The sequence below is a fragment of the Labrenzia sp. THAF82 genome, from assembly GCF_009363435.1.
Taxonomy (GTDB): Bacteria; Pseudomonadota; Alphaproteobacteria; order Rhizobiales; family Stappiaceae; genus Roseibium; species Roseibium porphyridii.
In genome coordinates, this window is sequence record NZ_CP045354.1 from 2,426,973 (window position 1) to 2,447,066 (window position 20,094).

General features: G+C 55.2%; 23 protein-coding genes. 14 read left to right on the forward strand and 9 right to left on the reverse strand.

The genetic code is table 11. The features are described from left to right. Nucleotides 1–105 precede the first annotated feature (105 nt). Both FIV00_RS11380 and FIV00_RS11385 read right to left on the reverse strand, forming a co-directional pair. The gene (locus FIV00_RS11380; protein ID WP_152500858.1) at nt 106–339 is read right to left on the reverse strand and encodes a hypothetical protein; all 234 of its coding nucleotides are present in this window, start codon (nt 337–339) and stop codon (nt 106–108) included. A 39-nt stretch (nt 340–378) separates the two neighbouring features. Beyond that, entirely contained in the window at nt 379–819 is a 441-nt protein-coding gene (locus FIV00_RS11385) for a hypothetical protein (protein ID WP_152500859.1), read from the reverse strand. Nucleotides 820–934: 115 nt separating this feature from the next. On the opposite strand from FIV00_RS11385, the gene FIV00_RS11390 reads away from it, so the two are divergent. Next, a complete protein-coding gene (locus FIV00_RS11390; RefSeq protein ID WP_152500860.1) occupies nt 935–1,660 on the forward strand; it encodes a LuxR C-terminal-related transcriptional regulator in 726 nt (241 codons plus the stop codon). 36 nt (nt 1,661–1,696) lie between these two features. On the opposite strand, the gene FIV00_RS11395 is transcribed toward FIV00_RS11390, so the two are convergent. The 4 genes from FIV00_RS11395 to FIV00_RS11410 all read right to left on the reverse strand — a co-directional run bounded on the left by FIV00_RS11395 (nt 1,697) and on the right by FIV00_RS11410 (nt 4,823). Continuing rightward, nucleotides 1,697–2,785 carry a YeeE/YedE family protein gene (locus FIV00_RS11395; protein ID WP_152500861.1) on the reverse strand — a complete coding sequence of 363 codons (1,089 nt, stop codon included), beginning with the start codon at nt 2,783–2,785 and terminating at the stop codon, nt 1,697–1,699. Between the two features lie 181 nt (nt 2,786–2,966). Beyond that, nucleotides 2,967–4,022: a YeeE/YedE family protein gene (locus tag FIV00_RS11400; RefSeq protein WP_152500862.1), complete on the reverse strand. Its 1,056-nt coding sequence runs from the start codon at nt 4,020–4,022 to the stop codon at nt 2,967–2,969. 41 nt (nt 4,023–4,063) lie between these two features. Next, nucleotides 4,064–4,447 (reverse strand): helix-turn-helix transcriptional regulator, encoded by a 384-nt coding sequence (locus tag FIV00_RS11405; RefSeq protein ID WP_152500863.1) that lies wholly within the window; start codon nt 4,445–4,447, stop codon nt 4,064–4,066. Nucleotides 4,448–4,454: 7 nt separating this feature from the next. Then, a complete protein-coding gene (locus tag FIV00_RS11410) occupies nt 4,455–4,823 on the reverse strand; it encodes a hypothetical protein (RefSeq protein WP_247649375.1) in 369 nt (122 codons plus the stop codon). 81 nt (nt 4,824–4,904) lie between these two features. Between FIV00_RS11410 and FIV00_RS11415 the strand changes: the two genes are divergently transcribed. The 13 genes from FIV00_RS11415 (at nt 4,905) to hemA (ending at nt 16,636) form a co-directional block, all read left to right on the forward strand. After that, nucleotides 4,905–5,645 carry a cytochrome c biogenesis CcdA family protein gene (locus FIV00_RS11415; protein WP_152500864.1) on the forward strand — a complete coding sequence of 247 codons (741 nt, stop codon included), beginning with the start codon at nt 4,905–4,907 and terminating at the stop codon, nt 5,643–5,645. A 16-nt stretch (nt 5,646–5,661) separates the two neighbouring features. After that, nucleotides 5,662–6,222, forward strand: coding sequence for a thioredoxin family protein (locus tag FIV00_RS11420; protein ID WP_152500865.1), 561 nt, complete (start codon nt 5,662–5,664; stop codon nt 6,220–6,222). 153 nt (nt 6,223–6,375) lie between these two features. Continuing rightward, nucleotides 6,376–6,849: a sulfur oxidation c-type cytochrome SoxX gene (soxX, locus tag FIV00_RS11425; protein WP_152500866.1), complete on the forward strand. Its 474-nt coding sequence runs from the start codon at nt 6,376–6,378 to the stop codon at nt 6,847–6,849. A 22-nt stretch (nt 6,850–6,871) separates the two neighbouring features. Further along, on the forward strand, nt 6,872–7,294 hold the full coding sequence (gene soxY / locus FIV00_RS11430) for a thiosulfate oxidation carrier protein SoxY (protein WP_152500867.1): 423 nt from the start codon (nt 6,872–6,874) through the stop codon (nt 7,292–7,294). A gap of 25 nt (nt 7,295–7,319) precedes the next feature. Next, on the forward strand, nt 7,320–7,649 hold the full coding sequence (soxZ, locus tag FIV00_RS11435) for a thiosulfate oxidation carrier complex protein SoxZ (protein WP_152500868.1): 330 nt from the start codon (nt 7,320–7,322) through the stop codon (nt 7,647–7,649). 39 nt (nt 7,650–7,688) lie between these two features. Further along, complete coding sequence (gene soxA, locus FIV00_RS11440) at nt 7,689–8,540, forward strand: sulfur oxidation c-type cytochrome SoxA (protein WP_247649376.1); 852 nt, start codon at nt 7,689–7,691, stop codon at nt 8,538–8,540. 92 nt (nt 8,541–8,632) lie between these two features. Beyond that, the gene (gene soxB / locus FIV00_RS11445; RefSeq protein ID WP_152500869.1) at nt 8,633–10,330 is read left to right on the forward strand and encodes a thiosulfohydrolase SoxB; all 1,698 of its coding nucleotides are present in this window, start codon (nt 8,633–8,635) and stop codon (nt 10,328–10,330) included. A gap of 20 nt (nt 10,331–10,350) precedes the next feature. Continuing rightward, a complete protein-coding gene (soxC, locus tag FIV00_RS11450; RefSeq protein ID WP_152500870.1) occupies nt 10,351–11,622 on the forward strand; it encodes a sulfite dehydrogenase in 1,272 nt (423 codons plus the stop codon). Continuing rightward, nucleotides 11,606–12,901: a c-type cytochrome gene (locus FIV00_RS11455; protein WP_152500871.1), complete on the forward strand. Its 1,296-nt coding sequence runs from the start codon at nt 11,606–11,608 to the stop codon at nt 12,899–12,901. The genes soxC and FIV00_RS11455 overlap by 17 nt, the downstream gene beginning before the upstream one ends. 6 nt (nt 12,902–12,907) lie before the next feature. Further along, entirely contained in the window at nt 12,908–13,612 is a 705-nt protein-coding gene (locus FIV00_RS11460; RefSeq protein ID WP_152500872.1) for a c-type cytochrome, read from the forward strand. Nucleotides 13,613–13,634: 22 nt separating this feature from the next. Next, entirely contained in the window at nt 13,635–14,894 is a 1,260-nt protein-coding gene (locus tag FIV00_RS11465; RefSeq protein WP_152500873.1) for an NAD(P)/FAD-dependent oxidoreductase, read from the forward strand. 93 nt (nt 14,895–14,987) lie between these two features. Then, nucleotides 14,988–15,422 carry a DUF302 domain-containing protein gene (locus FIV00_RS11470; RefSeq protein ID WP_152500874.1) on the forward strand — a complete coding sequence of 145 codons (435 nt, stop codon included), beginning with the start codon at nt 14,988–14,990 and terminating at the stop codon, nt 15,420–15,422. Continuing rightward, the gene (hemA, locus tag FIV00_RS11475; protein WP_152500875.1) at nt 15,422–16,636 is read left to right on the forward strand and encodes a 5-aminolevulinate synthase; all 1,215 of its coding nucleotides are present in this window, start codon (nt 15,422–15,424) and stop codon (nt 16,634–16,636) included. Before FIV00_RS11470 ends, hemA begins: the two co-directional genes overlap by 1 nt. Before the next feature lie 9 nt (nt 16,637–16,645). Here hemA and FIV00_RS11480 read toward each other — a convergent pair whose 3' ends face one another. From FIV00_RS11480 to FIV00_RS11490, 3 genes are all read right to left on the reverse strand, one after another. Next, nucleotides 16,646–17,596: an MBL fold metallo-hydrolase gene (locus FIV00_RS11480; protein WP_209006889.1), complete on the reverse strand. Its 951-nt coding sequence runs from the start codon at nt 17,594–17,596 to the stop codon at nt 16,646–16,648. Then, nucleotides 17,593–18,510, reverse strand: a complete 918-nt coding sequence (locus FIV00_RS11485) for an MBL fold metallo-hydrolase (RefSeq protein WP_247649377.1) — start codon at nt 18,508–18,510, stop codon at nt 17,593–17,595. The genes FIV00_RS11480 and FIV00_RS11485 overlap by 4 nt, the downstream gene beginning before the upstream one ends. A 279-nt stretch (nt 18,511–18,789) precedes the next feature. Beyond that, nucleotides 18,790–19,983 (reverse strand): GlxA family transcriptional regulator, encoded by a 1,194-nt coding sequence (locus FIV00_RS11490; protein ID WP_152500876.1) that lies wholly within the window; start codon nt 19,981–19,983, stop codon nt 18,790–18,792. Nucleotides 19,984–20,094: the final 111 nt, after the last annotated feature.

A 20,094-nucleotide genomic window follows, 5' to 3' on the forward strand; every position in this document is an offset into this window, starting at 1 on the left:
GTTAGTTGGGTCAGAAAACACCAAACTGCTCAAGGGTGCAGGCGGACTTGATTGTATTTTCCGTCTTGGCCGTAAGGCAGCTACGATCGAACCTTCATGTTCTCGTCATTTCTGTTTGGAAAAGAGAGCCAGCATTGCGGCGCAGTCTGCGTCGCTTGGGTTTTCGGACATCACGGCGGCGCGCGCTGCTTCTTTGCTGACGGCCTGACCTGAGCTCTTTCCCAATTCGATATAGAGCGCGACCAGCTTTTCGCAGGTTGGTTTGATGTCTGTTTCGCTGGCTACTGAAACCGCGGCGGACAGTGACAGGGTCAGTGCTGCAAGGCACAGCATCTTCATGGTCGTGTTTCCTTGAATGAAATGGATGCTTGCAAGACGTCAGTTCGATTTCGGGCCACAGGAAAGATCACCTGTCTGATAGATCTGAACTTCGCTCACGGTGTCTGCGGGCAGGCGCACAACGAAAGTGCCTCGTTCAGAATCGATCAGCATTTCGCCGGAGCCTTCGACAGAACACACTTGCCGCGCGTTGCCGGCGTCTTCTTCGCACCGAATTTTGCCGTCAGTCGCACGCACCACGACGTCTTTGTATTCCATCAGCATGATCGCCTGTTCCAGGCGTTCATAGTAAAGACCGACGTCGGAAATGATTTCGCATTCAGCCGCTTCGGCAGCAGATGACGCTGGCAGAAGCACAAAGGCAAAAGCCCCGAAAATACCGGATAATATGCCGGGCTTGAGGGCTTTGCGAATTGGGGAAAACACTTTTGTGTTTAAATGAAGCTCAACTTTTGAACGGTTCTTGACTTGTGTGATCACAGAAAATCCTTCTCTCTGCATCGACACTAACGCGGCGTAAAAAACGCTCAAGCTATGGATTTCATTAGCTGAGCGCCTAAAACAGTCTTTTAGTCCGGGAGAAGATCGACAAGAAATGAAGAAACTGGAGCAGTTTGCCGACCAAGTCTTGTCGGCCGATAGCCCACAGGCAGCTTGGGAAAAAACGATCGGTTTTTTTGAAAGTTTCGGTTTCAAGGGAGCGGTCTACGGACAGCGCAGACGAGATGTCGTGCCGACAGCCAATGATATCTGGTTTTCCGACCAGTTGACCGAATGGAAGGCTGCTTACTTCAAGCAAAAAGACTACGAGCGCGACCCGCTCTTCATTTACGCGCCCAATCTGCCCAGCCAGTTCATGACCGGAATACACTTTTTGCCGGATCATGCGTATCTGACCGAGGAAGACATTGCTGTCATTCGCCGTGCCGAGGAACATGGGCTGACGTCCGGGATTGCGCTCAGAATGTCGCGAGAGGACGACCCGGTTGTCAAAGGGTGGAACCTTGTCAGCGACTTGTCACGGCCAGACATTGAGGCGGTCAACGAACAGTTTGGCACACTGCTTCACATCTGTGCGGCGATCGCGCACCATAAGATCGGACGCCTGGAGAACCTGTCGCAAGCCAGCCTGAGCAACCGGGAACGCGAATGCCTTCTTTTGCTGGCCAAGGGCTTCAGAACTGCCCGGATTGCTGAGCATATGTCGATCCAGGCGGTCACGGTCGATCTGCATTTGCGCAACGCACGGGCAAAGCTCGGAGCGCGCACGCGTGAGCAAGCGCTCGCAACTGCAATCGTCACGGGGCGCATTCACCTTTAGCAAGTGCCCTGGCAGGCCTTGTGCGCCGTGCGCCTGTCAGTCGAAACTTGCGTGGGCCGGTCCCATTCTTGAGAAAACGGACAGCTGACTGAACACATGGTCGGTGATCACGGCGGACATCCAAATTCCGATCAATGTCAGCCACGCCGTGACTGCGAAGATGGACGCCCCCGTGATGCCGGCTCCAACGGCACAGCCTCCTGCCAGCATGCCGCCAAACCCCATCAGTGCTGCACCGGTTAGATACCGGGCCATGGAGGGGCCGCTTTCAAAACCCTGCAAGAGGAGTTGTCTTGTCAAAAACGCCGCCAGAAACGAGCCGAGGAACACGCCGGGTACAAGACCGGTGTTGAAGTCTATTCCTTCGAACGGGGAGGACAGGAAACGCATCAGCATGTCGGCAGAGGGGCCGGTAAACGTTACGCCGTCAACCGGGACCGGATCAAACGCCTGCCGTGTCATGGAGGTGGTGAACCACAGCGCCAGCGGAACCGTGAGGCCGGCCCCTATGGCCGCTGCCGTTTGCCAAATGGAGCTGCGGTTGCGCCAGGCGAATGCGAGACCGGCAAAAAACCAGAGACTGCCGAAGAGGAATATGGCGCTGTCCGTCATGCCCAGAAAATAGCTCAGATTGTTGCCACCGGTATCTACTGTTGTCCAAAGACCGGACAGCCAGTCCCGCATTGGTTTGAGGCTGCCGTAAAGGCTTGCCTGGGCGACAACGGCAAATACCAGTCCGGACAGCAGGGCGCGCAGGTTTCCAGTCGCGGAAAGCACCAGAAGACGACTTGCGCATCCGCGGGCCATGACCATGCCGGTACCGAACATCAGTCCCCCAATCAAAGCGCCGGAGAGGCTTTGGGGAGAGGCGAGCTGGCGGGTTTCTCCGGTATCGATTTCACCGAAACGTGCCAGAAGCTGTGTGGCAATCAAGGCGCTTGAAAAAGCCAGGAGCCAGATTGGCAGACGGTCTGCGGGCCGGCGCCGTGAAAACTCCAACGCAGCGGCGCGCAAACAAAAGCGGCTTTGCTGTGCGAGCGCACCGAACAGCACACCAACCAGAAGTCCGCCAAGCAAAAGCACCGTCGGTTCTGAAAGTCTGTCAAGGATATGGGTCAGGTCCATGATCAGTCCTCTGCTGCAGGGCGGGTGCTTTCAGTTGTTGAATGTCCCTTCAGTTTTGAGACTCGAACCCGGGTGCGCATTGACCGAACTCAAGGAAGTATAGAAAAATTCGATATTATGAATATGTAGATTGCAAGGAACGCGATTGCGATTAACAGGCATTCAAGCGGGATGGATTGGACTATTCAGCCGGAGCAAAGCCGGTGATGAGTTGCTTGAGGCCGAACGCGGCACCTGCAAAAATTGCAAGGAACGTTACCGGGGCACTGAAAGCCAGAACGGAAAACGCGGAAATTCCCTGCCCGACACTGCAGCCGATCGCCAGGATCGCACCTGGTCCCATGATCGCAGCCCCGGTGATCTGCCGGCGCAGTTCGCGCGGGTCCTCGCAGGCCTCCCACCGGAAGTGTCCTTTGGAAAAAGAGCCCAGAAACGCACCGATAATGACGCCGACAACCGATCCGACGCTAAAGGACAGTGTGTTCCCGGATGCGGTCATGCCGTAATAAATGGTGTCACCAATGGGGGCTGCGAATGTGTGTGTCTCGATAGGTTCCGCCTCAAAACCCGTCATGGCGACCCAATAGGTCCCGACCCATCCGGAGACGATGGCAAGGCCAACAACAGCGCCCCAGAAGATCAGGTGCGGAGATTTTCGGAAAGCGGAGCTGCTGAGCGTGAATGCGATGATCAGACCGCCAACAATGACCCCGGTGACGACAGGTGCGACACCGAAACTGGCTTCAAAAAACTGGCTGACCCCTTGCGGCGTTTGAGCGCCCGTTTCGACCGGGAAAAGCCAGACGCGGAAGTGAGCCAAAGGGCCGGACATCACGAAATAGGCGGACAAGCCCATAACAAGGACAATGACAAAGGCTCTCAGATCGCCGCCGCCAAGGCGCGCGAGTGCTCCATAGCCACAGTTGCCGCTGAGCGCCATTCCATAGCCGAACAACAAGCCTCCAATGATGGATCCAAGCGGGTTCCAAACCCTGTCCAGATAGGCTGTGCTCGCGCCTTCAAGGTAACCGGTAGACATTGCGATATGCGAGCCGATGATTGCGATACCGATCGCAAACGCCCACATGCGCAGGCGGCCGTCATCCGACCCATAGAGGAAATCCTCAATGGCGCCGAGTGTGCAAAACCTTCCGATGCGCGCAGCCAGGCCCAGGGCAATTCCACCCAGGAGACCAATGAGCGCAACCAAGTTGGCTTCTCCGAGAACCTCAAGCAAGTCCGGCTCCTCCCATAACCGGGCGCTGCTAACGCGTACGGTTATTCCTCTCGGCAGAACAGGTCATAAACGACTTCCATGATTTGCTTCGGGCGATTGTCTGTCAAGCTGTAGTAGATCGCCTTGCCTTCGCGGCGAGGTGTCACCAGTCCCTCCAGACGCAGGCGCGTCAGTTGCTGCGAAACGGCGGCCTGTCGTGCAGAAAGCAAGTTTTCCAGTTCGGCGACCGATTTTTCTCCCGATGCCAGGTGGCACAGGATCATCAGCCTGCCTTCGTGGCTGATGGCCTTCAGGAAATTGGATGCACGCTGGGCGTTCTTCATCATCCTGTCCATGTCTTCGGCGCACATATCGGCGTCGAATACCGGCAAGCGAGAAGCGCTTTTGGTTGAGTTTTCGGGTGTGCCTGGCACGTCAGCAGTCATAATTTGCTCAACCTGTCTGTTCCAGTGGAATATTTGCTCTGCTGAACATCATGCCGAGCAGGCTCCAGAAAAAATCCTCACCGGGGTATCCTTCGATTCGACCGACCTCGACGCCATTTTGCACGAGAATGAAGGTTGGTGTGAAGCGGACCTTCTTGTCAAAGGTGACTTCGGGTTTTTCGCTATACAAATCATAGCGTTTGAGCGGAGCTGTCTTGCCTTCTGCCGTCTTGGGGTAGATATGTGCGATCTCTTCATCCCACTTGGCGCACCAATAGCAGCCGTCTTCCTCAGCCATGAGCAAGTATGTTTCCGCCGCTGCGGAAGCTGGCGCAAACGCAAGCAGCAGAACGAAGAGCGCCTTTATGAAAGTCAATATGTGTCCCCGATTGACGAACCCGCACACTTAATCATAATCTAATTTATGAATATATCAAGCTGAGAAGCAGCTCATTCCATGTTCGAGATTAGCTTTTTTGGTGCTCTGGCAGCAGGTTTCCTGTCATTCCTGTCGCCATGCATCCTACCGATTGTACCATTCTATCTCAGCTACCTGGCCGGGGTTGGAATGAATCAGGTGGACGGCGGGGAGGCGGTCACCGGCGCGGTGAAACTCCGTGCCTTTCTTGCGGCCTGCTGTTTTGCGCTGGGCGTGATCACCGTTTTCATGGGGCTGGGTGCCACAGCCACAACTTTCGGTCAGCTCGTGCGCGATTATTTCGATGTGCTGAGATGGGTGGCCGCCGCGATCATTATCGCGATGGGGCTGCATTTTCTCGGGGTTATCCGCATCGGTATTCTCTATCGGCAACTGCGGGTGGAGACCGGCAATTCAGCGAATGTCGGTCTGGTTGGCGCCTTTGTCGTTGGGCTGGCTTTCGCGTTTGGCTGGACGCCGTGTGTCGGTCCGGTCCTTGCCGCCATCTTGTTCACAGCAGCGGGTCAGGAGACCGCCGGGCAGGGGGCGTCTCTCCTGTTCGTCTATGGCGTCGGTATGACGCTTCCCTTCATTGTTGCTGCGCTCTTCATCGGACCGTTCATGTCCTGGATGGCAGGGTTTCGCAAATATCTGGGCCTCATCGAAAAACTCATGGGCGCTCTCCTGATCCTTTTCGGCGTTCTGATCGCCACAAACTCCATCAACGTTATCGCTCAATGGATGCTGGAATACGTTCCCTGGTTCAGTGCCATTGGCTAATCGAGGAGAAGTCACGATGACACGTTTGTTTGCTGCGATAGGCGCAATCCTCCTGTCCTGCCAGGTGTTTGCCGCCGAGATTGGAGACGACGGGCTCCACAAGGCAGACTGGATGCGCGACACATTCAAGGATCTTTCTGAAGACCTTGAAGAAGCCAATGCCGAGGGCAAGCGACTCATGGTCATTGTGGAGCAGCGCGGCTGCATCTATTGCCAAAAGATGCATGAGGAAGTCTTCGTGGTGCCGGAGATAGAGCAATACATCGAAGACAATTTTTTTGTTGTGCAGATCAATATGTTCGGCGATGTCGAGGTCACCGATTTCGATGGCACGACATTGCCGGAAAAAGACATGGTCAAGCGTTGGGGTGCGTTGTTTACCCCGAATATCTATTTCTTTCCCAAAGAGGTTTCTGAGGGGGACATGGCAACTCAGGCGGCGGTCGCAAATATGCCGGGTGCATTCGGGCGCTGGACGACACTGAACATGCTGAGCTGGGTGGTTGAGGAAGGCTATAACAGCGATGAACCTTTCCAGAAATATCATGCGCGAAAATTCGAAAATCAGGGCAAATAGCGACCAGTTTCCGTGGCGACATTTTATTCTGAAAATTGCTGCACCTGCGAACAGATAGATAAATTCATTTAATTGAATTTGTTATTGCGTAAAAAGGAATATGTGATGTAGTGTCGCACAAACGGTCGATGAGAATCGTCTGAGGGAGGGCGCATGAAACACGTAATTATCGGCTTCACAGCTATGCTTACCGCATCCACGGCATTTGCCGAAGCGGTTAAACCAACTGACGTTGTCTTCGTTGATGGAGCCGTTGAAACGTCGCTCTCCGGAGTGGCCGGAGACCCCGCAGTGGGGGCAGAAATCATGAACAAGGGTGCGGGAAACTGCATTGCCTGTCATCAGGTTTCGGCGCTTAGCCATCTTGCATTTCACGGCGAAATCGGACCTCCGCTCGATGGTGTCGCGGATCGATGGACCGTCCCGGAACTGCGGGGCATTGTCGCCAATGCCAAAGTGATGTTCGACGGCAGCCTGATGCCCTCATTTTACAGAACCGAAGGGTTCATTCGCCTGGGAGACGCTTACACAGGCGAAGCCCATGGAGACGGCGAAGTGCAGCCATTGCTGACGGCACAACAAGTCGAAGATGTCGTCGCCTTTCTTGTAACGCTCAAGGAACAATGACTTTCCTGAAATGGAGACCAACATGGAACTGACACGGCGAAAAATTCTGGCGCTCGGCTCCAGCACTTTCGCGCTGGCGAGTCTGACAAGCCTGCCCGTATTTGCCAGCACGACCGATGACGAGATCGCGGCGCTGACTGGCGGTGCGGAGCTTGGGGAAGGGGCGATCACGCTGACAGCCCCGGAAATCGCTGAAAACGGAAACACGGTGCCGATCGCATTCGATGCGCCAGGCGCTGTGGAAGTCACGCTATTTGCCGATGGCAACCCGGTACCAAACGTTGCGACCTTCAAATTCGGTCCCTTGAGTGCCTCGCGAAGCGCTTCAACCCGTATCCGCCTTGCAACGACACAGGATGTCGTCGCGATCGCGAAGATGGAAGACGGGTCCTTCCAGACGGCGAAAGCAAACGTGAAAGTGACCATCGGCGGCTGCGGCGGCTGATCCCCTGGGTATTAGGAGATTTATCATGGCATCTGGTGTGAAACCCCGGGTAAAGGTCCCGAAAAAAGCCGCCGCCGGCGAGACGATCACGATCAAAACGCTGATCAGCCACAAGATGGAAAGTGGTCAGCGTAAAGACGATGACGGCAACATCATTCCGCGCTCGATCATCAATCGCTTCACGGCAGACTTTAACGGTCAGAACGTGATCGATGTGACGCTTGAGCCGGCCATTTCCACGAACCCGTATTTCCAGTTCGAGGCGGTCGTGCCGGAATCGGGTGAATTCAAGTTCACCTGGTATGACGACGACGGATCTGTCTACGACACGTCAAAGAAGATCACTGTCAACTGATCTTCCGATCCACCATACGTCTTGGAGAGGGAGGAAGGCGTGCATAAAAAGACAATAGCAATTTGCTCGGTGGCCGCACTGGTCATGATGCCGGGGACGGCGGTATCGGACCCTGATGACGACAGCCTGACAATCAATGGTGAGATTTCCATCGTCACGGAGGTTGAAGCACCAGCACACGCTGAAAATCTTTCAACGATCTATTCCGGCTGGCGCTTTCGTTCGGACGAAACCCAGGCCTTTCAGATGGACGATTTCGACAATCCCGGCATGATTGGCGTCGAAAACGCCATGGTCAATTGGGAAACCGTTGACGGAACTGAAGGCAAGTCGTGTGAGAGCTGTCACGGTGCTCCGGAGGACATGGCGGGTGTGCGTGCCGTCTATCCGAAGTGGAACGAAGACAAGGGCAAGGTGACCACTCTTGAAATGGAGGTCAACAATTGTCGCGAAACGCGCATGGGCGCTGAGAAATGGAAATATACCGGTGGCGACATGACCGATATGGTCGCGCTGATATCTTCTGTTTCGCGCGGAATGCCTGTCAATGTGGCGATCGACGGACCTGCCAAAGCCACGTGGGAACAGGGCAAGGAACTCTATTATACGCGTACCGGCCAATTGGAGCTGTCCTGTGCCAACTGTCATGAAGACAGTTATGGAATGATGATCAGGGCTGATCACCTGAGCCAGGGGCAGATCAACGGGTTCCCGACCTATCGTTTGAAAAACACGAAGCTGAATTCCGTGCATGCACGGTTCAAGGGATGCGTGCGCGATACGCGTGCGGAGACCTACAAACCCGGTTCACCCGAGTTTGTGGCTCTTGAACTCTATGTTGCCACGCGCGGAAACGGCCTGAGTGTTGAAGGTCCGTCCGTCCGCAACTAAAGCCAATTGAGGGCCCCAGCAAACAGGTGGGGCCCTTTGTTACACTGCAAATATTCACTTATGCGCATATGTTTTATGGAGCCAATGGAAACATGATTTCGCGTCGCGACTTTCTTCAGGTCGGAATGGCGGCTTCGGCAATCGTCGGAGCGTCCGGTTTCGGCAATTGGGCTCGTTTGGCGGCGCAACAAACGCTGACGCAAGACCAGCTTCTTGAATTCGATACCTTTGGAAACGTCTCGCTCATTCACGTCACGGATATCCATGCCCAGCTCAAGCCGATCTATTTTCGGGAGCCTTCGGAAAATATCGGCGTAGGCAGCAACAAGGGGGCTGTTCCCCACGTCACCGGCGCGCAATTTCGCAAACTCTATGGGATCCAGGACGGCAGCCCGAGCCATTATGCCTTGAGTTCCGGAGATTTCGCATCGCTTGCAAATGCCTATGGCCGTGTTGGAGGGCTTGATCGGGTTGCGACCGTCATCAAGGCCATTCGGGCCGAGCGCCCGGATGCCATTCTCCTTGATGGCGGCGACACATGGCACGGCTCATACACCTGTTTCAAAACAGCAGGTCAGGACATGGTCAATGTCATGAACGCTCTGAACCCGGACGCGATGACATTCCATTGGGAGTTCACGCTCGGCAGTGAACGTGTCAACGAAATCGTGGAAAGCCTGCCGTTTGCAGCGCTTGGCCAGAACATCTTCGATGTCGAATGGGACGAACCGACCGAGTTGTTCCCTCCTTACAAGATGTTCGAACGTGGCGGCACCAAGGTTGCCGTTATTGGTCAGGCCTTCCCATACATGCCGATCGCAAATCCGGGATGGATGTTCCCCGAATACGCATTCGGCATCCGGGACGAGAACATGCAGGCAATGGTCGACGAAGTCCGAGCTGAAGGCGCGGAATGTGTCGTTGTCCTCAGCCACAACGGTTTCGATGTCGACAAGAAGATGGCGACGGTCGTTGATGGCATCGACGTCATTTTGTCCGGGCACACGCATGACGCATTGCCGGAACCTGTTCTGTCGGGAAAGACCATCATCGTACCCTCGGGATCCAACGGCAAATTTGTGAGCCGTGTCGATCTCGATATCCGCAACGGACAGATGCTTGGATATCGCCACAAACTCATTCCGATCTTTTCCGATGTGATTGAACCTGATGCTGAAGTTTCTGCGCTGATTGACGAGCAAAGAGCTCCGTATCTGGCCGAGATGTCCGAAGTTATCGGGAAGACCGACAGTCTTCTCTATCGGCGCGGCAACTTCAATGGCACCTGGGATGACCTCATCTGCGACGCGTTGCTTTCCGAACGCGATGCTGAAATCGCACTTAGTCCAGGTGTGCGCTGGGGCCCCTCGCTGATCCCCGGTCAGGACATCACCCGCGAAGACATCTTCAATGTGACGTCCATGTCCTATGGACAGGCCTACCGCACCGAAATGACCGGCGAGTTTCTGAAGGTGGTTCTGGAAGACGTGGCCGACAACATCTTCAACCCCGACCCCTATTACCAGCAGGGCGGTGACATGGTGCGCACTGGCGGGCTTGGTTACCGGATCGATATCGGTCAACCGCAGGGCAGCCGTATTTCGAACCTGACCCTGTTGAATTCAGGCGAAGCAATTGATCCCGCTCGATCTTATGTGGTCGCCGGATGGGCAAGTGTGAACGAAGGCACTGAAGGACCGCAGATCTGGGACGTGGTCGAAAATCACATTCGCAAACTCGGTACGGTTACTGCGAAACCGAATAACAGTGTGGAAGTCATTGGCGCATAGTTGAGGCAGGGAGGCCTTTTATGGGCATCAAAAAAGAAACATCCCGCAGAAATTTCCTGAAAGGAAGTGTCGCGATTGCGGGGGCGTCTGTAGCTGGCGCTGCAAGTGCCAATAGTGCAGATCCGTTGATTACCGACGTTCAGGACTGGGCATCGATCACTGGAGTTGGCGTCGATGAAACGCCTTATGGTCTTCCGATCAGTTTTGAAAAAGATGTGGTTCGCAGGAATGTCGAATGGCTGACTGCCTCGCCGATTTCGTCAATCAACTTCACGCCGATCCATGCACTTGATGGCACCATCACCCCACAGGGCTGCGCCTTTGAGCGGCACCATTCCGGGGCCATTGAACTGCGAAAGGAAGACTACAGGTTGATGATCAATGGTCTGGTCGACAAGCCGCTGATCTTCACCTATTCGGATCTGGAACGCTTTCCCAGAGAAAACCACGTCTACTTTTGTGAGTGCGCCGCCAACACCGGCATGGAGTGGGCAGGCGCTCAACTCAACGGGGCGCAGTTCACCCACGGCATGATCCACAACATGGAATACACCGGTGTTCCGTTGCGCACGCTCTTGAATGAAGCCGGGCTCAGTGCCGCCGGAGACCTGAAAGACAAATGGGTCTATGTGGAAGGTGCTGACGCTTCGTCCAATGGCCGTTCCATCCCGATGGAGAAGGCGCTCGACGATGTTCTTGTTGCCTTCAAGGCCAATGGCGAAGCTTTGCGTATGGAGCACGGATATCCGGTGCGTCTCGTTGTTCCCGGTTGGGAAGGCAACATGTGGGTGAAGTGGCTGCGCCGCATCGAAGTGTCCGATGCCGCAGTGGAAAGCCGCGAGGAAACCTCGAAATACACCGACGTTTACGAAGACGGGACCGCGCGCAAATGGACCTGGGTCATGGATGCAAAATCGGTGATCACGTCGCCCAGTCCGCAAATGCCGATCAACCACTCCAAAGGCCCCATGGTCATTTCCGGCCTGGCATGGTCCGGCCACGGAAAGATTACGCGCGTTGACGTGTCAAGGGACGGCGGCATCACCTGGGAAACTGCGCGTCTCGGAAAACAGGGCGATACCAAGGCTTTGACACGCTTTTATCTGGATACCGAATGGGACGGCAACGCGATGCTGCTGCAGTCGCGTGCGATGGACGAAACGGGATATGTCCAGCCGACCAAACAGCAGCTGCGGGAAATGCGCGGCGAAAACTCTGTCTATCACAACAATTGTATCCAAACCTGGTTCGTAGATGAAAATGGGGTCGTCGAGAATGTCGAAGTCTCTTAATCAGCTTGTTCTACCGATTGCTGGCGGCACGGCGCTTGCCATCTCAGCCGCGCTTTTGGTTGCGAACCTGGACTACGGACAGAACCAGATTGAATCGCTGGAACGGCGTGTCGAACAGGTGTCGTTGCAGGCTGAGGATGCAAGCAAACGCGCCTCGGAAGAAGCGCAGGTCGTCACAGAGCTCAGAGCAAAGATTGAAGAAATCCAGGCGTCTGCAAATGAACGGGTGGCGAGTGGCGAAAATCTGACGGAATATGCACCGCGCACCGAAGGCAAATTCGGTCTTGGACGCCAAGCTGTTTCCGAAGAAATCGCAGCATGGGATGTCGATGTCCTGCCGGATGGCCGCGGTCTGCCCGAAGGGCGCGGTGACGCCTATACAGGCGAAGAAGTTTTCGCCGACAAATGCGCTTCATGCCACGGCGATTTCGCAGAAGGGGTGGACAACTGGCCAGTTCTGGCAGGCGGTTTTGACACGCTGGCAGACAAGGATCCGGTGAAGACTGTCGGGTCCTATTGGCCGTACCTATCGACAGTTTGGGACTATGTTCACAGGTCCATGCCATTCGGCGAAGCGCAGACACTCACAGCAGACGAGACATATGCGATTGTCGCCTACATTCTTTATTCCAACGACCTTGTGGACGACGACTTCGAACTCAGCCACGAAAACTTCGCCGACTTTGAAATGTATAACAAGGATGGCTTTGTGGTCGATGACCGGCCGGAGCTTGAATACACGAAGTGGCGTGCTGAGCCTTGCATGGAAAACTGCAAGCCAAGCGTTGAAATCACTATGCGCGCGACGTTCCTTGATGTGACACCAGAAGATGGTGGCGAGTCGGTCATGAATGATGCCACCGCGCAGGATACGCCGACATTTGTTGCCACTACCGCTGCGCCGGAAGCCGCGGAGGGAGACACAGAAGTTGCCGCGGCCTCTTCAACGGCCATCGATCCGGCCCTTTTTGCTTCGGGTGAGAAGGTCTTCAAGAAATGCAAAGCCTGCCACGCTGTTGGTGAGGGCGCGAAAAACAAGTCTGGCCCTCAACTGAACGGTTTGTTCGGCCGCCAGATGGGCTCAGTGGAGGGGTTCAAGTATTCCAAGGTGTTTGTCGCTGCACACGGTGAAGGCCGGGTCTGGGATGAAGCAGCGTTGGTAGAATTTCTGGCAAAGCCGAGGTCCTACATGAAAGGCACGAAAATGGCCTTCTCAGGCTTGAAGAAGGAAGACGACCTTGCCGCGATCACCGCTTATCTGAAGTCGTTCGGAGAGTAGAGCAAGATGCGCCTCGCTCATCTCCTTTCAGCAATTGCACTTGCCGCGTTCTGTACAACGGCAATTGCAGATGATTTCGGTGATCCCGCAGCGGGCGAAAAAGTATTTAGAAAGTGCAAGAGCTGTCATCAGCTGGGTGAAGGCGCAAAACACCGCATTGGACCGCATCTGAACGGTCTCTTTGGTCGCAGAGCTGCCAGTCACGAATACTTTCGATATTCCAAGGCCCTGGTACGTGCCGGTACCGGCGGGCTGGAATGGCACGCCGATACACTGGATGCGTTCCTGGAAAGCCCACGCAAGCTTGCAAGCGGCACACGTATGAGCTTCGCGGGCCTCAAGAAGGCAGAAGACCGGCTGAACCTGATTGCTTACCTTCGGGCGTATTCAGACAGCCCAGCCAACATTCCGGAGGCGGACCCGACGGCGAGCCCGACTGATCATGACCTTGACCCCGCCATTCTCGCGCTCAAAGGCGATCCGGAATATGGCGAATATCTCAGCAGCGAATGTACGACCTGCCACCAGGCCGATGGCGGAGATGACGGCATTCCATCCATTGTCCTGTGGCCGGAAGAAGACTTTGTGCTTGCGATGCATGCCTACAAGAACAAGACGCGCGCACATCCGGTGATGCAGATGATGGCAGGACGCCTGAACGCGGAGGAGATAGCGGCGCTGGCGGCCTATTTTTCAGCGCTCGAGCAATGACAGTGCATTTAGGGAGGATAAAATGACACTGAACAGACGGCAATTCATAGGCACAACGGCTGCAGTGGCCGCGACCCTATCCGCGCCCATTGTCAGGGCACAAGGGAAACCGCGGGTGGTGGTTGTTGGCGGTGGCGCCGGTGGTGCGACAGCGGCGCGTTACCTTGCCAAGGACAGCAAGGGTGAAATTGATGTCACCTTGATCGAGCCGACGCGGAAATACTATACGTGTTTCTTTTCAAACCTTTATCTTGGTGGCTTCAAGGAAATTGAAGACATCGGGCACACTTATGGCGGGCTCGCTGCCGGCGGTGTGAACGTGGTGCATGACTGGGCTGTTGGCGTTGACCGGGATGCAAAAACCGTAAGCCTGGCCGGCGGCGGCACCGTACCCTATGACAAGCTTATCCTCAGCCCGGGGATCGATTTTGTCGAAGGCGCTGTTGAGGGTTGGGGCCTCAGCGCGCAAAACGCGATGCCGCACGCTTATAAGGCCGGTTCACAGTCCGAGCTTTTGAAGGCGCAATTGATGGCAATGCCCGCAGGTGGCACGTTTGCAATGGTGGCACCACCCAATCCTTTTCGTTGTCCACCTGGACCCTATGAGCGTGTCTCGATGGTGGCTCACTTCCTGAAACAGAACAATCCAACCGCGAAGATCATCGTTGCGGATCCAAAGCCGAAGTTTTCCAAGATGGCGCTGTTCCAGGAAGGTTGGGCCAACCACTATGAAGGAATGGTCGATTGGATCGGTGAAGACTTTGGCGGCGGAAACGTCTCGGTCGATCCCTATGCGATGACGGTCACGATTGATGGTGAGGAAACCAAGGTCGATGTCTGCAATGTGATCCCGGCCATGAAGGCCGGTCGCATTGCCGAACTGGCAGGCGTAACGGATGGCAACTGGGCCCCGGTAAACGCGGCGGACATGTCGACAAAAGCGGATGCCGACATTTACGTGCTCGGAGATGCCTCAAGTCAGGGCGACATGCCGAAATCCGGCTTCTCGGCAAACTCGCAGGCAAAGGTGTGTGCAAACGCCGTGCGCGGGGCACTGACCGGTTCCAAGGTCTTCCCGGCGAAATTCTCCAACACCTGCTGGTCTCTCATTGCTCCCAACGATGGGGTCAAGGTCGGTGCCACTTACGAGGCGACACCGGAAAAAATAGCCAAGGTCGACGGGTTTATCTCCCAGACCGGTGAAAGCGCAGATCTGCGCAAGGCAACCTACGAGGAGTCTGAGGGCTGGTACTCGGGTATCACCACAGACATGCTCGGGTAGGCCGAAAGCTTGGTGTCCCGGATCGTCGTTGCAACGACTGCCCCGGGACACTGCTCCAGGCAAAGCCTGCCCAACCCGAAAGAGGATCAAGCTATGAAAACTGTCGTTCTCGCTGCAACGCTCGGCCTTGCACTCAGCACCGCCGCCTTGGCCGAAAAACCCTTTACCTATCCGTTCGACGGTTCTTTTGAGGATGCGACCTTTGCGGTCGAAAGCGCGATCGTGGGAAAAGGGCTGGTCATCGACTATGTCAGTCATGTCGGGGCAATGCTCAACCGGACCGGATCGGATGTCGGCAGCGATGCGACGATCTTCAAGAATGCAGACATCTTCCTGTTCTGCTCTGCCGTGATTTCACGGCAGGTCATGGAAAAGGATCCGATGAACATCACGCATTGTCCTTATGGGATCTTTGTCATGGAGACCGATGAAGGTGTGATGATCGGGCACAAGGATTATCCGGACGGGTCCATGCAGGCCGTGGAGAACCTGATGCAGCAGATCGTTGCAGAGGCTGTTGGCAACTGATGGATTACGGCGCTTTTTTCCGATCCGAGCTGAATTCGCTCCGCGAGGCAGGCAACTATCGTGCCTTTGCCGAGCTTGAACGCCATTGCGGCAGGTTCCCAAGCGCGACCTGCCACAATGGCCCTGGTGAGGTCACCATCTGGTGCTCGAATGACTATCTGGGCATGGGCCAGCATCCAGCAGTGCTGAGCGCGATGCACGATGCGCTCGACAGGTGCGGTGCGGGTGCGGGCGGAACCCGAAACATATCCGGCAATACGCATGACCATGCGTTGCTGGAAGCCGAAATTGCAGATCTTCACAGCAAGGAAGCCGCACTGCTGTTCACGTCCGGTTATGTGGCAAACTGGTCGGCACTTGGAACACTGGCGTCTCGTATTCCGGATTGCGTGGTTTTGTCCGACGCTTTGAACCACGCGTCCATGATCGAAGGTATCCGTCACAGCCGCGCCCGGAAGGTCATCTGGAAACACAATGATCTGGTTGATCTGGAAGCCAGGCTTGCGGAGCTGCCTGTTGAACAACCAAAGCTCATCGCGTTCGAAAGCGTTTATTCAATGGATGGTGATATTGCGCCGGTTGGAGCAATTTGCGATCTGGCGGACCGATATGGCGCCATGACTTATCTTGATGAAGTGCACGCGGTTGGTCTCTATGGTCCACGCGGCGGTGGGATCGCTGAGCGGGAAGGGCTTATGGACCGCCTGACAGTGATTGAAGGAACGCTTGGAAAGGCTTTTGGTGTTGTCGGTGGCTACATATCGGCTTCAGCGGAGCTCTGTGATTTTGTGCGCTCCTTCTCCAGTGGGTTCATTTTCACTACCGCATTACCGCCTGCAGTCGCAGCCGGCGCGGCGGCTTCGATGAGACATCTGAAGAACAGCAATGTCGAGCGTCTTCAACAACAAGCCAATGTGGCTCAGGTGAGACGCCGTTTCGATGCCATAGGGCTGCCTCACCTTGACAATCCGAGCCATATTATCCCGGTGATGGTAGGCGACCCGGTCAAGTGCAAGCTGATTTCCGACGTGTTGATGAAAGATCACAAGATCTACATTCAACCGATCAATTATCCGACCGTGCCCAAAGGCACCGAACGGCTGCGCATCACGCCGTCGCCCGTTCACACCGCTTCGGATATTGATCACCTCGTCTCGGCGCTAGAAGCGTTGTGGACACGATGCGAGCTGGCCCGCCGTCCGGTCGCTGCTTAGGCGGCCAGACTATTCAAACTCCATCTGCTCATAGACGCGGCCGGCGTTTTTTGTCGCAAGTTCTTCAAATGTGTCCAGGTGCGCGTAGGGCGACTGGTCCACATAGTAGGCGTCGGCCAGGTCACCACCGTCTTCAAGATGGTCTCCGATCTTGCTGCGCAGATAGAGCAGGTAGTCACGGGTGTAGCGGCGAACCTGAGCCATATTTGTCGGGTGGCCGTGGCCCGGGATGACATAAGTTGCATTCAGTGCTTCAAATCCGTTTTCCCAGGTCTCAAGCCAGTCCGCGACAATTGTATCTTCAAAAATCGGCAGCATGCGCTCGTGAAACGCCATGTCGCCTGCGATAACAAGGCTTTGTTCCGGCAGCCAGACTTGCGTGTCACCGGGCCCGTGTGCCGGGCCCAGATGAAGAACCTCGATGCGGAAATTACCCATTTCGATGACGCGTTTGTCTTCAAATGTTTCGGTTGGCGGAGCGACAAACGTTCCTTCCGCCTTGTCCCGGTTGTATCTTTTCATGCCCTCGAGGATCTGGTTGCCGCGTTCCTCGATTTCATGGGCTGCGTCGACATGCGCAAGAATGGGAACCCCTTGCTCTGCCCAATAGGAGTTGCCGAGCATTGCATGCCCCTGGCCGTTTTCATCAATGACAAGCTTAACCGGCTGGTCGGTCACGACGTTGATTTCCCGGTGGAGAGCTTTGGCAAGAATGTAAGCTGCACCGCCGTTGATGACGATCACGCCATCTCCGGTAACGATGAAGCTCAAGTTGTTGTTGTGACCGGAGTTTTCGTAAGTTGGCGGAGCTGTCGCGCCAATGGCCGACCAGACATGAGGTATCACTTCGACCGGCTTTGAATAGAGCGCTGATCCCGGATATTGATCTGGAATGTCTTCGCTGGCATGCGCTGAAAAGGCAAGGCTGATGGAAAGGAGCAGTCCGACAAAACGCATCATATGGCCTCCGGAAGAAAACGATAGCCGCCAGCAGCGCGTTCAACACGCCCGATCCCGCCAGACGGCAGATGAAAGCCTGCCAGTTTCAAATCGTCGGCAATGATGCGGTCCAACAATGCGATACGGGTTGAGGCTGCGACTTCTGCGTCCTGGTCAGAACCACTCGGCCATTCCGGCTTCATGAATGCAACATGGTGGTTGCCGATAGCGTCTCCGACGATCAGCGCAGCTTCAGAACCGCTGCGGACCTCGAAACTCATATGCCCAGGTGTGTGGCCAGGTGTCGAAACAGCCTGGATGCCGGGCAGGACTTCCTGGTCTCCATCAAAGAATTCGACTGAGTTCTCAATGGCTTCGAACCGGCGTTTTGCGCCGACGGCCATCGCAGCTCGTGCTTCTCCAATCGTGTTGACTGTTTCAGGGTTCCACCAATAGTCCCACTCTGCGCGGCTGATCATGTAGGTTGCCTCATAAAACAGGGGATCATCGAATTCATCGAGCAGCCCCCAGATATGATCTGGATGGGCGTGCGTGAAAACGACATGTGTGACATCTTCCGGCGCAATTCCACTCAGCTCCAAACCTTCCAGAAGCTTGCCTGCCGAAGGTTGGAAATCAGGGCCCGAGCCAACATCGAACAAGACTGTTTTGTCTTCATCCCGGTAGAGCGAAACGTTGCAATCCGGTTTCAATGTCGCTTCGGAAATACCGGCCTCTTTCAAAAGCGGCGCGAGTTCGTCCCAGGGCATAGGCTCGAAGACAAAACTGCCCGGAAGCGTCAGATGCCCGTCGCTTACCGTCGTCAAAACTCCGTTTCCGATGGAGAGTTCGGCCTTTGCCAACCGTCCAAACTGAAGGGACACGGGCAAGGCGGCGCAACCTGACAGGAAGGCGCGACGGGATAGGGGCATCATACAAAACCTCTAATTAAATTCTTATATTTGAATATGTATGAAATATGATGCTTGCACAAGCTCAAATGACGTCGAGAAAGCCAAAGATGTCCTCAACGGCAGGCTCTGATCCGGCCAGGCAAAGTCATGCAATTCTGTGAGATGCAGTGCAGAATTTGACCTCAGAAAAGGTCAAGCCTGAAATTGGCGGGAGGCCGAAGGGGGCATTCGGGAAAGTTTCTGCGGACCTTTGTTTGATGCCGCAGATTTGCCGCAAGGACACTCTCTCCAAAGGTGCAGTCAGGTCAGTTCAGGGCTGAGCTCGATCTTTGAAAACGAACCGGCAGCCGAAAGACCGCCATTCGCCACTGAGCGTTCGTCTGATCTTGAAATCTGGGTTTTCTTCCGACGTTCCCGAGGGGAAAGGCCGTATTTTTCCCTGTAGACGCGGGCAAAGTGGGCTTGGTCGACAAAGCCGGTTGAAAAGGCAACCTGTGCAACTGCCATCCTGGTCTTGCGCAGCAATTCGTCAGCCTTGTGAAGACGGATATCCATGTAATAGCGCATCACGCCGATCCCGAGATCCGACTTGAAATTGCGTTGCAGTTTCCGAGAACTGACACCCGCCAGCATGGCCATTTGATCAAGCGTCAGAAGATCGGTGACATGGCTTTCCATCAGTTCGACGGCAGCCGTGACGCAGCTGTTGACGCCTGTGTTACTGCCCAGATATCTGGATCGGAGCGGTTCGTCCTGACCACGCATACCGCTGTGTACGAGCCAGTCGCTGACCTTGCCGGCAAGCTCTGCACCTTGTTCCGATTTCACGAGCGCCAGCATCATGTCCAAGGAAGCAACGCCACCTGCACAGGTGTACCTGTTGCGGTCGATCACAAACAAACGCTGTTCAAGAAAATAAGCATCGGAGAGGGCATTGAGTTCTTCGAAATGTTCCCAATGAACCGTGAACCGCCGATCATTCATCAGTCCGGCTTTTGCCAATAGAGCTCCGCCCCCGGAGATGCCGCCCAGATCAACACCATGTGCTGCAAGCTTGCGCAGCTGGGCAAAAAGACTGGCGTTTTCGGCATCACCCAGATTGCTGCCGGCGACGACAAGAAGCAGGTCCACCTGATTTGTCAGAATCCCAAGCGGCTCGGTTTCAAAGTAAGCGCCGCAAGTTGCGCGCGCCTTGCCGGCATTGTGCGAATAGTAGGTAACGCTGAAAAGATCTGAGCCACTAAGAAGATTAGCCGCCCTAAGAGGTTCGGTCGCCGAGGCGACGGACATCAACGCATAACCATCGACGAGCAGAAACCCGATCTTTCGATGCTGCTTTTCAGTTTTTGCATCGAACCCGTCCTTGGTGGACCTTTCTTGGGGGCTCTTTGTCAGCGAACAGCTTTCTCGCAAGGACACCCGCGTCTGGGCACCATCACCTTCTCTCAATTCGATTTCGTGGCTTTGGATCGGATTCAGAAAGGCTTCATTCATCTCATGACACCAGTCGTTCTTTGCGCGGAGCGGTTCTTTCCGCTGACAGAGCCAAATGGGTCCAGCTTGTGCCAGGCGGCTCGCTATTCTCTTTCGTCATCTTACGCGTTC